Consider the following 12,647-nt stretch of genomic DNA (forward strand, 5'->3'; position numbering starts at 1 on the left):
TCTCTGTCCAGCCAACTTTCCCCGCCGCCGGCTCGCGATACTCGCTGCCGTGACCGTCTCGTCCTCCGCGTCCGGCGCCGCGCCGCCGGATCGTCTCGTCCTCGCCGATCTGCCTTCGCGGGCCGATCGGCTCTTCCGCCGCGTCACGAGCGGGACCGGGCTTTCCGTGCTCGCGCTCTTGGCCGTGATCGGGTTCTTCCTCGTCTACCGGTCCGCGCCCACGTTCGAGGCCAGCGGTTTCGGCTTTTTCACCACGATCCAGTTCGACCCGGCTTCCGGGCGGTTCGGCGTGCTCGGCCTGCTGTACGGCACGGTGGTGGTCGCGCTGATCGCGGTCGCCGTCGCCGTGCCGTTCTCGGTGCTGGCCGCGTTGTTCATCAGCGATTACGCCAGTCCGCGGATGCGCGGGTTCCTCACCGGACTGGTCGATCTGCTCGCAGCGATTCCCAGTTTGCTGTACGGGCTCTGGGGATTCAGCTTCCTGCGCCCGTACATCACCCCGTTGTCGCAGTGGATGACCGACAATCTCGGCTGGTTCCCGTTGTTCGACACGAAACCGGGCGCGGTGCTGTTCAATTCGATGTTCGTCGCCGGGCTCGTGGTTTCACTCATGGTCATTCCGATCACGACGTCGGTCATCCGCGAGGTGTTCACCCAGACCCCGCCCGGCGAAAAGGAAGCGGCGCTCGCGCTGGGCAGCACGCGCTGGGGCATGGTGCGGACCGTCGTGCTGCCGTTCGGCCGCGGCGGGATCGTCGGCGGGTCGATGCTCGGGCTCGGCCGCGCGCTCGGCGAGACGATCGCGGTTTCCCTTCTGCTGCCGCAGGTTCCGGAACTGACGACGCATCTGCTGGAATTCGGCGGCGCGACCATTTCCGGGTTCATCGCCAACAACGCGGGACAGTCCGGGCCCGCGCTGAGCGGGCTGATGGCGGCCGGGCTGGTGTTGTTCGCGTTCACGCTGGCGACGAACTTCACCGCGTCGGTGATCATTTCCCGCAGCCGTTCCGGAGCGGGGGTCGACGCGTGACCACCACTGAAATCCGCGTCGAGCAAGAGCGCCCGATTCCGGTGCGCCGCCGGACCTCCGCGACCACTCCGCAGGACCGGCTCGTAGCGCTCGGCTGCGCCGCGTCGGCGACGCTGCTGACCTGGTTCGTGATGCACCAGCTGCTGGTCTCGCCGGGCTGGCTCGCCGACCTCGTCGTGGCGTATCTGTTCTACCTCGGCATGCTCTACCTCGTCACCCGCGACCGGCTCGGGCGGCTCGCCGCGGTCGACAAGCTGGTGTCCGCGGTCGTGGTGAGCGGCGCGGTCGGGCTGCTGATCCCGTTGCTGTTCCTGCTCGGCTACATCGTCCTCAAGGGCGTGCCGAGCCTCCGGCTGGCGTTCTTCGGCCACGACATGTCCGCCGTCGCGCCGACCGATCCGGCGACAGCGACCGGCGGTTTGCACGCGATCGTCGGCACGCTCGAACAGACGGCGCTCGCGCTCGTGTTCGTCGTTCCGCTCGGCGTGCTCACCGCGGTGTTCCTGAACGAAACCCGGTCGCGTTTCCGCCGTCCGGTGCGGATTTTCGTGGACGCGATGAGCGGTCTGCCCTCTGTGGTCGCCGGGCTTTTCGTGTACGCGGCGCTGATCCTGCCGCCCGCGCAGCTGGGTTTCTCCGGGTTCATGGCGACGCTCGCGTTGACGATGATCATGCTGCCGACCGTCACCCGCACCGTGGACGTGGTGCTCCGCCTGGTGCCGGACGGCTTGCGCGAGGCGTCGCTCGCTCTCGGCGCGAGCCGCGCACGCACGGTCTGGTCTGTGGTGCTGCCGACCGCGCGCACCGGCGTGAGCACCGCGATCATCCTCGGCATCGCGCGCGTGGTCGGCGAAACCGCGCCGCTGCTGTTCACCTCCTTCGGCACGCTTTCGATGAACTTCAACCCGTTCAGCGACCCGCAGGAAAGCTTGCCCCGCTTCGTGTACCGCTACATCAAGGAACCGCTCGCCTCGGCGCAGGAACGCGGGTACATCGGCGCGCTGGTGCTGATCCTGCTGATCTTCGCGCTGTTCGCCCTGACCCGGCTGATCGGCCGCAAACGCTGGTCGGCGCGCCGCCCGAAACCCAGGAGTGCCCGGTGACCGAAACCCTCGAAGTCCGCGAACCCGTCCGGGTGCTCGGCGGGCCGCCCCCGGGCGCGGCGACGCTGGAGGCGCGCGGCGTGCACGCCTGGTTCGGCGACCGGCTCGTGCTCGAAGACGTCACCCTCGCGATGCCCGCCAACGAGGTGACCGCGCTGATCGGCCCGTCCGGCTGCGGCAAATCGACGTTCCTGCGCATTCTCAACCGGATGCACGAACTGGTCGGCACCGCGAGCCTGGCCGGGGAAGTCCTGCTGGACGGCGACGACATCTACGCCGAGGGCACCCGCGCGCAGCACGCCCGGCTGCGGATCGGCATGGTGTTCCAGAAGCCCAACCCGTTCCCGGCGATGTCCATTCGCGACAACGTCCTCGCCGGGCTCAAGCTCGCCGGCGTCAAATGCGCGGACAAGGACGGGCTGGTCGAGCAGAGCCTCGAACGGGCCGGGCTGTGGCGCGAGGTCCGGGACCGGCTGAACTCCCCCGGCGGCGCGCTGTCCGGCGGGCAGCAGCAGCGGCTGTGCATCGCGCGGTCGCTGGCCGTGCAGCCGAACGTGCTGCTGATGGACGAGCCGTGCTCGGCGCTCGACCCGACGTCCACGCGGCGGATCGAGCAGACGATCGTGGAGATCTCCGACGAGGTGACCGTCGTGATCGTGACGCACAACATGCAGCAGGCACAACGGGTTTCCCACCATTGCGCGTTCTTCCTCGCCGGGGAGAACGAGCCGGGGCGCGTGGTCGAGCACGGGCCGACCGAGCAGATTTTCGAGAGTCCGGAAGACAGCCGCACGCACGACTACGTCCACGGCCGTTTCGGCTGAACTGGGGAGTTTCCTGATGGACCGCAAGAGATGGCTCGGGCTCGGCGGCGCGGCGGCGCTGCTGGCCTGCCAGGTTGTGCTCGCTCCGGCCGCGGAGGCGTTCAGCCAGGTCAACGGGTCCGGGTCCACTTACGTCGGGCTCGCGATGAGCGACTGGCAGAACGGCGCGAACTCGCGCGGCATTCCGGTGAACTACAGCGCGCTCGGTTCTCCGGCCGGGGTCAATCAATACGGCGACCACACGGTTGATTTCGCGGGCACCGAAGCGGAAGTCAGTTCCCTGGAAGCGGCTGGCGGCGGCGGGGCTACCGCGAAACAGCGCGGGTACCAATATGTTCCGGACGTCGCGGGCGCGGTCGCGGTGATGTACAACGTCACCGACGCCGGCGGCCGCCGGGTGGACACGCTCCATCTGACGCGGGACGTGGTCGCCCGGATCTTCGCGCGGCAGATCACGCGCTGGAGCGATCCGGCGATCAGCGCGACCAACGGCGGATTCGCGCTGCCGGACCAGCCGATCACGCTGGTCGGCCGCAGCGGCCAATCCGGCACCACGGCGTTGTTCTACGACTTCGTGGCCCATGTCGCGCCGGGCCCGTACGGAGATTTCATCGCCCGGAATGTCGACAAGGGGATCGGGCCGCTGCCCTCCGGGGTGCGGCCGATCCAGCTGCCGACCCGCGGGCCGGACGCGGATTTCTACCGTCTCTTCGCCGACTCCGACCAGATCGCGCAGACCCTGGCCAACGGCAGCGTCCCGTTCTCCATCGGCTACGACGAGTTCGGGTACGCCAAGAAGTACAACGCACCGACCGCGTGGGTGGAGAACCAGGCCGGGAAATACACGCTGCCGTACGCGGCGAACATCGCGGCGGCGCTGACCAAGGCCAACCTGCGCCCGGACCTCAGCCAGGAATTGTCCGGAGTTTATGCCAACCCGGATCCGTCCGCTTACCCGATTTCGGCGTATTCGTATTTGATGACGCCGTGCGGGAACGGGCGCGACACCTGCAAGGGCGGGTATCCGGACGGGGCCAAGGCGGACACCATGACCGCGTTCATCGAGCATGTCGCTTGCGACGGCCAGATCAACATGGCGCGGATCGGGTATTCGCCGCTGCCGCCCAACCTGTCGCAGGAGATGATGAACGCCAACGCTCGGCTCACCGGACGCCCGGCCAAGCAGCTCAATGCCGGGAACTGCGCCAATCCGACGTTCCAGGGCGGTCTCGGAGCCGGGGCGACCGCGCCGCCGGATCCCTTCGCCGCGTTGGGCGGGGTGGATGTGCTGACCCACGGCGGAACGGGTGGCGGAAACAAGGCCGCGGCACAGGAAGGACCGAAAGCGTCAGCCAACGCGCAAGCATCGGCTGGACCGGGAGCATCGTCTTCGGCCGGGCCCGATGCTTCGGAAGCCAACGGCGGATCGCGGGACTGGCGCAAGGCCGAACCCGCCGCTTACCAGGGCGGCGGATTCGGCGGATTCGGGCCATGGGCGGCACTGGTGCTGTTCGCGGCGATTTGCGTGCCCTTGGTAGTGCGCGGAATCATCCGACGCCTGCGGCGAACGGGATAGCGCTTCAGCTCCCCGTCCACGGCGGAGCCGAACCCCACCCCCAACACGGCACCGGCTGGTCGGCTGCCGGTCCGGCGTCCGGCGCGGAGAACACCACCGCGAGCCTGCTGCCCCATTCGAGATAGCCCGCGAGCGCGGCGCGGAACTCCGGGTCGGCAGGCAGCCCGACCTCGTCCGCGGTCGCCAGCAGCAGCGAAACCCACCGGCGCCGCTGCGGTTCGGTGATCGCGCGGCCAGCGTGCCGGGCGATCATGTGCGCGTGCCCGCCGTGCTGGCCGGTGTACGCGGCCGGGCCGCCGAACACCTCGCCTAGCCAGACCGCCACGTGCGCGGGGTGTTCCGGGCTCATCCCGGCGAACACCTCGGCCAGCAGGTCGTCCTCGGGCACCTTCGCGTAGAACGCCTCGGTCAGCCTGGTCAGCGCGGCCGCTCCGCCCGCCCATTCGTAGAGCGTCGGCACCGCACCGCCGGAACCGGCCACGTCGGTGCGTTCGTAGTGCCGCATCTCCTCGATCTGCTCGACATACGGCCGGATCTCGGCGAAGAACGCGGCGAACTCCGGACCGCCGCGGAAACCCTTCAGGTGGTCCTCGGCGGAAGTCCAGCCGATGCGCAGAATGTAGCTGCCCGGTTCGTCGACGGCGCGCGCGAGTTCGTAGTCCTGACACTGTTTCGCCGCGGCGAGCGACTTGGCCGCGCGTCGGTAGGCGGCTTCGAAGTCCGCGTGCCCGCCGTCGCGAATGCGGTAGCGGAGGTACTCGATGATCACCGGATCAGCCAAGCACTCGCCGGACCGGCCGCCTAGTACGCACTTGCCGGTGCGTACCCGCGATGATGGACGGATGAAAGCGCGCTACTCCTGTGCGGTCGAACTGGCCGTCGACGTCATGGGCGGGAAGTGGAAGCCGGTGATCCTGGCGCGGCTCAAGGAAGGCCCGCACCGGTACGGCCAGCTCCGCCGGGCCATTCCGTCGATCACCGAAAAGGTGCTGACCGAGCAGCTGCGGGAGCTGGCCGCGGCCGGGCTGGTGAACCGGACCGAGGTGGACGGCCGGGTGCCGACCGTCGAGTACCGGCTGACCCCGGAAGGCGACGAGCTTCGCCCGGCGCTGACCGCGTTGTACGAATGGGGCAGCCAGTACGCCGAGCGCAACGGCATCGAGGTCGGCGCTTCCTGAACGCTAGGAGCGCAGCAGGTCGGCCAGCACCGCGGCTTCGCTGATGTCGCTGCGTTTGGTGGCGGTCAGCAGGGTCAGCGGGCCCTTCTTGGCCAGGGCACGCAGCTGGTCGAGTGCTTCCGCGCGTTCGGGTTCTTCGAGTTCCGAGCGGTAGCGTTCGGCGAATTCGTCGTACCGGTCCGGGTCGTGCGCGTACCACTTCCGCAGTTCCGTCGACGGGGATATCTGCTTGAGCCAGTCGTCGAGGTGCGCGCGGTCCTTGCTCAGCCCGCGCGGCCACAGCCGGTCGACCAGCACCCGTGCGCCGTCGAAGGATTCCGGCGCGTCGTAGACCCGGCGTACCTGGACTTGACGTTTGCTCAAAGCGGCTCCTTTCGCAGTCGGGGCTCCGCCCAGCGTCCGCCGCCGGCCGGCGCGGCGCAAACGAGGGGGTATAACCCCAAGGTATGGAACTGCGTCAGCTGCGGTACTTCGTCGCCGTGTTCACCGAGGGGTCGATCAGCCGGGCGGCCGGGTCGCTGATGATGTCGCAGCCCGCGCTGACCCGGCAGATCCGCGTCCTCGAACGCGAACTCGGAACGCCGCTGTTCGAACGGGTGCCGACGGGCGTGCAGGCGACGGTCGCCGGCCGGGCGCTGCACGAGCACGCGCGGCAATTGCTGCGGCTCGCCGACGCGACGCGGGAGGTCACGCGGTCCGCGGCTCCGGTGAAGGAACAGGTCGAGATCGCGTTGCCGCCGGGCATTCCGCAGGACTGGGTGCTCGCGGCGCTGACGGAAATCCGCCACCAGGTCCCGGACGCCGCACTGTCGTTTTTGGACGCCAGCAGCACCGAACAGCTGCGGATGCTCAGCGAAGGACGGATCGACATCGGGCTCGTCCACCAGAACCCGCCGTCGACGCTGCACGGACGATTCCTGTTCGAGCATCCGTTCGGGGTCGCGATCCGGCCCGGGCACGAGCTTTTCGGGCGCGCGCAATGCCGGTTGCGGGAGCTCGACGACGTCCGGGTGCTCGCGCACGCACGCGCGCAGGTCCCCGCCGGACACGACCAGATGCTCGCCGCGGCGCACGGGCTCGGGGTGTCGCCGAACTGGCGATTCGCGCGGTTCAACGAGAACGCGCTGGCGTGCGCGGAGGCCGTCGAGGCGGACGCGGTGCTGCTGAGCCGGCCCAGCGCGACCCGGATGCTGCCGGGGTGGGCGTGGAGCGAACTGGTCGAGCCGGGCGTCCCGCTGACGACGTGGGCGGCGTGCCAGCCGCAGACGCGGCGGATCGTCGGCGCGGTGATGGAGGTGCTGGCCGGGTTTTAGCGAGCCCGTCCGGGAGCGCGCGGCTCCCGGACGGGACCGGGTCAGCCGGTGGCCAGCACCTTCAGCCGGTCGAGGCCGGCGCTGAAGTAGTCCTGGTCGAGCGGCGAAGACGTGTACTGCCAGAAGGTGTAGAAGCCCCAGGCGTAGGGCAGCGTGCCCGGCGACGACGAGTACGCCGCGACCCACAGCGGGTTGGTCGAGCTGAAGTCGCCCCTGTTGCCGGTGCACTGGGTCCACCAGCTGTTCGCCGTGTAGATGACCGGCCAGCGCGACGTCTTCGCGTGGTACTCGTCGCTGAACGCCTTGATCCACGAGACCATCGCGGACTGGCTCAGCCCGTAGCAGGCGGAACTGGGCCCCCATTCGATGTCGAGCGTGCCGGGCAGGGTCTTGCCGTCCTTCGACCAGCCGCCGCCGTGCGCGACGAAATAGTCCGCCTGTGCCGCGCCGCCTGAGATGTCCGGACGGCCGTAGTGGTATGCGCCGCGGATCATGCCGACGTGGTACGACCCGTTGTACTGCTGGGTGAAATCCGGGTTCTGGTATCCGGTGCCCTCGGTCGCCTTGACGTAGGCGAACCGTTTGCCCTGGTTCCACCAGGACTGCCAGTTGACCGCCCCCTGATAGCTGCTCACGTCGATGCCCGCGGTGGTGGTTTCGACCGACGCCGGCGCGACCGCCGCGCCGCCGGGGTCGTGCGCCCGGATGGAGGCGCCCATCTGGTGGTTGTCCGGAGTCTCGGCCGAGGTGCTCGCGGCTGCGGCAGGTGCGGCCGAGGCGTTCGACGCGGTCGCCACGAGCAGGGCGGCGGCCGCGGCGAGCACCGCTCCGGTCCGGCGGCGGCGCGCCCTCCCGGCGGGTCCCCAGTGGTGAGTGGTCATGACAGGTCCTTTCGGATGCCCTCGCGACGTGCCACCCGATCAGGTGGCACGAGGACCTGATTCTGTTGCTAACTGTGATGCACTGTCACTGCTCCAAGTGAACTAATTTCCACTTGACCGGACAATGAGAAAGACATTCTCAGTAGGCCGTTGCGGTCGAGTTGGCCGAAAACGCCGCCAACCGGCCGCCGTCGCCTTACTCTCCAGCGCCATGTCGAAATCACGAAGAACCCGGACGATCCTCCAGCTCCTGGCCGTCCTCCTGGCCCTGGCCGCGACCGCCGCCGGCCCCGCGCAAGCGGACGAACCGGCCTTGCTGCACTTCAACCATTCCTACGGGGTCCTCGACCGCGAGACCGCCGACGCCATCGAGCATTCGGCCTACCTCAAGGACTTCGCCAACTTCCAGGTCCGCACGACCACCGGTGCCGGCGGCGAAAAGTGGACCGGCCGGTACCTGATGGGCCGCGAAACCTACCTGGAGCTTTTCGGGGTCGGCGACGTCCCCGGCAAGGACGGCGACCTCGGTTCGGCGGGCCTGGGAGTCTCGGTCGAACACGCCGGCCAGCTGTCCACAGTGGTCCAGCGCCTGCGCGACGCGGGCGTCGCGAACCCGGTGCAATTCCTGCAGACCCGCGACTTCGGGGACGGCAAGCCGGTCCCCTGGTTCGACGCGGTCCTGACCACCGACCAATACGACGCCTTCGGCGCCTGGGGCATGGAATACCGTCCGGAGTACTTCGCCGACCCGCGCGGCAACACCGGGCCCGCGCAATATCCCGGCGACGTCAGCCGGAACCGGTACCTGTCGGACGACTACCGCAACCACCAGATGCGCGACGTCACCGGCATCCGCCTTGGCGTCACCGCGCGCGACCTCGACAGCACGCTGCCGCTGCTGCGCGCGGGCGGCATGATCGTGCGCCAGATTCCCACCGGCGCCGTCGCTTTCGACGGCATGACCGCGATCCGCTTCGACGCCGTCCCCGCGGACCAGGTCGGCTTGCGGCAGATCGACCTGGCGCTGAACCATCCGGCCGGAACCCGGCACGTCGAGCAGATCGGCCGCTCGACGCTGACTGTCGGCCCGGGCGCGCACGCGCGCTGGACGTTCGACATCCGCGGCTGATTCCCGCTCGCGAGGGGAACCCGCGAGTTCCCCTCGCGAGCGGTCGGCGGCGGCCGCGAAAACCCGGTGGTCCCCGCCGGTAAGTTGATCAGTATCTCGGTGCACCGGGAACGACGACCCGGAACAGCGGGTCCGTACGAGGGGAAATCAATGCACAAGAGTTCTGTCCTGTCCATCGGCCGTTCGGCGGCCGCGCTCGCGGCGGTCGCCGCACTGGCGGCGTGTTCGCCGGGAACCGCCGCGGCGCCGGCGGAGTCCGCCGCCGCGAAACCCGAGGCCTTCGGCGCGGCCGGATACCGCGGCATCGCCCCGGGGATGGCCAAGGAAGCGGCGCTCGCCACCGGGAAACTCGCCACCGCGCCGGTTTCCGCGCTGGACGGCTGCACGGTCCTGAGCTGGCAGGGCGGCCCCGCGCCGGACCCGGCCAAGCTGGCCGCCGAGGCCGAGGCGCAGCGCAAGGCCGACGACCTCTACGCCAAGTCGGACGCGGCGGACAAGGCAGCGAAGCAGAACACCGGCACGTCCGCCGCGGAGCTGGCCAAAGCCGCCGCCAAGGACGCGGAAGCGGCCCAGCTGGCGGCCGACTCCGCGATGGCGAGCGCCGAACTGGCGGGCAAGCGGGAAGAGCGCGACAAGGCGTTCGCCGCGGCCGGCGGCGCCTCGTTCGGCCAGAACGGCCTGCACGCGCTGGGCGCCCCGCCGGACGCCAAGACCGCGGAGGGCATCGGCGCCGGATCCTCGCTGGCCGACCTGCACAAGGCGTACGACGCACGCGGTTTGAAGGCCGGCGCGGCCGGGCGGTTCGAGCTGCCCATCGCGGAAAAGCCGGGCTGGCGCTTCGAATTCACCCCCGCGGACAACGGCACGGTCAGCGGGGTGGCGATCACCGACGGCGCCCTGAAGTGCCGCTGAGTCCATAGTGGACACATGAGGGCCTCCTTGCCGTCGCGGGCAAGGAGGCCCTCACTCGTCCCCGGAACGCAACACCGCCAGCTCCGTCCGCCCCCGGATCCCCAGCTTCGCGTAAATCCGCGTCAAGTGGTACTGCACCGTCTTCACCGACAAAAACAACTCCGCGGCCACCTCCCGATTCGACTGCCCCCGCGCCACCATCCGCGCCACCGCCTCCTCCTGCGGCGTCAACCGATCCACCCCGCCCCGCGGCACATGCACGCCACCGGCCCGCAATTCCCGCTCGCACCGCGCCACATAGGTCACCGCACCCATCGACGCGAACCCGTCCCGCGCGGCGACCAGTTGCGTGTCCGCCCGAGCCCGCCGTCCCAGCCGGCGCAACGTCTGTCCATACGCGAACGCGATCCGGGCCTGGTCGTACCGCAACGGCAACGACCCGATCATCTCCACCGCGGCGTCGAACGCCGCCACCGCGCCGACATGGTCGTTCCGCGCCCCGAGCAAGCGGCCCCGCGCGGCCGCGAGGCGAGCCCGCGCCGAAACATGCTCCCGTTTCCCCGCCGCCCGTTCATGGGGAGCCAGAAACGCGTCCGCCTCCTCTGACCGTCCACTGAGGACCAAGGCATGCGCGTACAGATCATGCCACGGCCAGTGCCCCGGCTCGTCTACCGAGGTAGGCAGCGACAGCCGCGTCAACGGATGCAACGCCCGCAGCACCCCGGCGGAATCCGCGGCGGCCTCGGCGACCTGGGCCCGGGCCAGCAAAGCGGGAACCCGCATGATTTCGTAGTCCTGCGGCCCGGAAGCACACGCCAGCAACGCCTCCTCCGCTCGCGCCGGATCGCCGCGCAAGGCATGCACCGCAGCCGAAGTCCAGTGCAGCAACGGCGCGGTCAGCACAATCCCGGTCCGGTCCACCAAGGCGAGCGCTTCCCGGACCACGCGCAACGCGTCGTCCCATTCCCCGCTCAGGAACAGCGTCCGCGCCAGCCAGGCTTGCGCCCACAGGGAAATCCGCGCCGAACCGCCCAAATAGCTGGTGGGCACGGCACTTTCCAAATCCACCCGCGCGTCGTCGATCCGATCGGTGAGCAGGTTCAGCCATCCGCGAGCCATGACGACCCGCTGCGCCTGCGCACCGTGCCGGATCCGGTCCGCCAGCTGCGCGTAATCCCGCCGAGCCTGTTTGGCGCGCCCCGAAGCGGCAAGCCCGAGACCCCGGATCGCCGCCGCCTCCACCGCGGCCGGCGTCTCCGGCACCGCCAGCTCAAGGGCCCGGTCCGCCCACCGCACGAGATCTTCCGCGGAGTACCGGCACAGCGCATCAAGGACATATCGCTGGCATATCAACGCGGCCGTCTCCGGATCTCGCGAGGCGTTGACGATATCCCAGGCCCGGCTCAGCCGTCCGCCAGCTTCCGCGGCCCGGCCTCGCACCACGGCGAGATAGCCGAGCACGGCGTCGCGCAACGGGGTCTCTCGCACGCTCTCGACTTCCGGAGCAAGCGCTGCCGCCCGGAACACGTCGCCAGCGCCGATCAACGCGTCGACAGCGCGGGTGATCCGAGCTTGCCGCAGCTCAGCGTCTTCAGTGAGCCGCCCAGCGTCGTTGAGCAGCACCGCGGCCGTCCCCCACGCCCCCGCCGCGGCTCGCTCGACCGCCAGCGCGTCCAGGCGGTCCGCGACGCTCGCGTCCGGCACCGGGCTGGCCGCCACCAGCAACCGCAAGCTCCGCGCCGGGTCCTCGACCAGTTCCGCCGCGCGCCGCTGCAACGTCGAGCGCCGCTCTGGCCCCAGCCCGGTCAGCACCGCCGCGCGCACCATCGGATCCGGCGGCCCCACTTCGGCGAGCCCGCGAGGCGCGAGTTCGACCAACCGCGCCGCGCACGCCTCGTCCAGCACCGGCAGCGGATCGCCGTCGAGATCGGCCAGCGACGCCACCGACCGCACCGCCGCGCCGGCGCCCAGCACCGCCGCGGCGGCGACAAACCGTTCCGCCGCCGGGGAAAGCTGCGAGATCCGTTCCCGGACCGATGCGGCGACCGCGGCCGGTGCGGGCAGATTCGGATCGAACCCGCCCCAGGTCGCGCGCGGGACCTCGGTCAGCAGCTGCACGACATGCCGCGGTCGGCCGAGCGTGTGCCGGCACAACCGTTCGGCCATCGTCGGATGCAGGGCGATACCGCGCGCCGAGGCCAGTTCGGACACTTCCGCGGCGTCGAGCGGCGGCACGCGCACCTCGTCGCCGGACATCCGGGCGAGCAGTTCCTGAACGTCCGCCCGAGCGCGAGAATCGCCGGTCGCGGCGGTGAGCAGCACCGTCGCCCGCACCGCCGGATGGTGTCGCAGCAGCGAGGACAGCGTCCGCATCGAGTCCACATCGGCCAGTTGCGCGTCGTCGACCACCAGCAACGTCCCGGGCACCAGTTCCGCCGCGATCCGGCCGGCGACCGAGAGCGGACCGCCGTCGGTCGGCAAGTCCGGGAACAGCTGCCGCAGCACGGCGAACGCGCTGCCGCTCTCCCACTCGGCCGCGGTCGCCTGGAGCACCGGCCCGGGGAACGCGTCGGTGGCCCGCCGCGCCAGCGTGGTGCGCCCGCACCCGGCGGGTCCGCACAGCAGCACCGCGCGGCCCGCCCGGGACAGCAGGCCGGCCAGCTCCTCCGCCGCGGTCGTCACGGTCCTCCCCGTTTCGCCG

General features: G+C 70.2%; 12 protein-coding genes. 8 read left to right on the top strand and 4 right to left on the bottom strand.

Features of this window, described 5'->3' with window-relative positions; genetic code table 11:
* Window positions 1-49: 49 nt before the first annotated feature.
* Genes pstC through CU254_RS24070 form a run of 4 tightly spaced genes read left to right on the top strand, consistent with a single transcriptional unit; the run spans window position 50 to window position 4,533 of the window.
* The gene (pstC, locus tag CU254_RS24055) at window positions 50-1,030 is read left to right on the top strand and encodes a phosphate ABC transporter permease subunit PstC (RefSeq protein WP_037714643.1); all 981 of its coding nucleotides are present in this window, start codon (window positions 50-52) and stop codon (window positions 1,028-1,030) included.
* Window positions 1,027-2,133, top strand: a complete 1,107-nt coding sequence (gene pstA / locus CU254_RS24060) for a phosphate ABC transporter permease PstA (RefSeq protein ID WP_037714645.1) — start codon at window positions 1,027-1,029, stop codon at window positions 2,131-2,133. The genes pstC and pstA overlap by 4 nt, the downstream gene beginning before the upstream one ends.
* A 32-nt stretch (window positions 2,134-2,165) precedes the next feature.
* Window positions 2,166-2,957, top strand: a complete 792-nt coding sequence (locus CU254_RS24065; protein ID WP_009080194.1) for a phosphate ABC transporter ATP-binding protein — start codon at window positions 2,166-2,168, stop codon at window positions 2,955-2,957.
* A 16-nt stretch (window positions 2,958-2,973) separates the two neighbouring features.
* A complete protein-coding gene (locus tag CU254_RS24070) occupies window positions 2,974-4,533 on the top strand; it encodes a substrate-binding domain-containing protein (RefSeq protein ID WP_009080195.1) in 1,560 nt (519 codons plus the stop codon).
* Window positions 4,534-4,537: 4 nt separating this feature from the next.
* Here CU254_RS24070 and CU254_RS24075 read toward each other — a convergent pair whose 3' ends face one another.
* Complete coding sequence (locus CU254_RS24075) at window positions 4,538-5,302, bottom strand: antibiotic biosynthesis monooxygenase (RefSeq protein WP_037714649.1); 765 nt, start codon at window positions 5,300-5,302, stop codon at window positions 4,538-4,540.
* A 73-nt stretch (window positions 5,303-5,375) separates the two neighbouring features.
* Here CU254_RS24075 and CU254_RS24080 point away from each other — a divergent pair, with 73 nt between their 5' ends.
* The gene (locus tag CU254_RS24080) at window positions 5,376-5,711 is read left to right on the top strand and encodes a helix-turn-helix domain-containing protein (RefSeq protein ID WP_037714651.1); all 336 of its coding nucleotides are present in this window, start codon (window positions 5,376-5,378) and stop codon (window positions 5,709-5,711) included.
* 3 nt (window positions 5,712-5,714) lie between these two features.
* On the opposite strand, the gene CU254_RS24085 is transcribed toward CU254_RS24080, so the two are convergent.
* On the bottom strand, window positions 5,715-6,074 hold the full coding sequence (locus CU254_RS24085; protein ID WP_009080198.1) for a DUF488 domain-containing protein: 360 nt from the start codon (window positions 6,072-6,074) through the stop codon (window positions 5,715-5,717).
* 83 nt (window positions 6,075-6,157) lie between these two features.
* Between CU254_RS24085 and CU254_RS24090 the strand changes: the two genes are divergently transcribed.
* A complete protein-coding gene (locus CU254_RS24090) occupies window positions 6,158-7,024 on the top strand; it encodes a LysR family transcriptional regulator (protein ID WP_009080200.1) in 867 nt (288 codons plus the stop codon).
* Between the two features lie 41 nt (window positions 7,025-7,065).
* Here the strand turns inward: CU254_RS24090 and CU254_RS24095 are convergent, their stop codons facing one another.
* The gene (locus CU254_RS24095; protein ID WP_078560865.1) at window positions 7,066-7,905 is read right to left on the bottom strand and encodes a GH25 family lysozyme; all 840 of its coding nucleotides are present in this window, start codon (window positions 7,903-7,905) and stop codon (window positions 7,066-7,068) included.
* Window positions 7,906-8,116: 211 nt separating this feature from the next.
* Between CU254_RS24095 and CU254_RS24100 the strand changes: the two genes are divergently transcribed.
* Window positions 8,117-9,034, top strand: coding sequence for a DUF5829 family protein (locus CU254_RS24100; RefSeq protein WP_009080205.1), 918 nt, complete (start codon window positions 8,117-8,119; stop codon window positions 9,032-9,034).
* Window positions 9,035-9,184: 150 nt separating this feature from the next.
* Window positions 9,185-9,946 (top strand): hypothetical protein, encoded by a 762-nt coding sequence (locus tag CU254_RS24105; RefSeq protein WP_199841086.1) that lies wholly within the window; start codon window positions 9,185-9,187, stop codon window positions 9,944-9,946.
* A gap of 51 nt (window positions 9,947-9,997) precedes the next feature.
* Here the strand turns inward: CU254_RS24105 and CU254_RS24110 are convergent, their stop codons facing one another.
* A complete protein-coding gene (locus CU254_RS24110) occupies window positions 9,998-12,628 on the bottom strand; it encodes a LuxR C-terminal-related transcriptional regulator (RefSeq protein ID WP_037717840.1) in 2,631 nt (876 codons plus the stop codon).
* Window positions 12,629-12,647 lie beyond the last annotated feature (19 nt).

The sequence above is a fragment of the Amycolatopsis sp. AA4 genome (assembly GCF_002796545.1).
In the GTDB taxonomy this organism is placed as follows: Bacteria; Actinomycetota; Actinomycetes; order Mycobacteriales; family Pseudonocardiaceae; genus Amycolatopsis.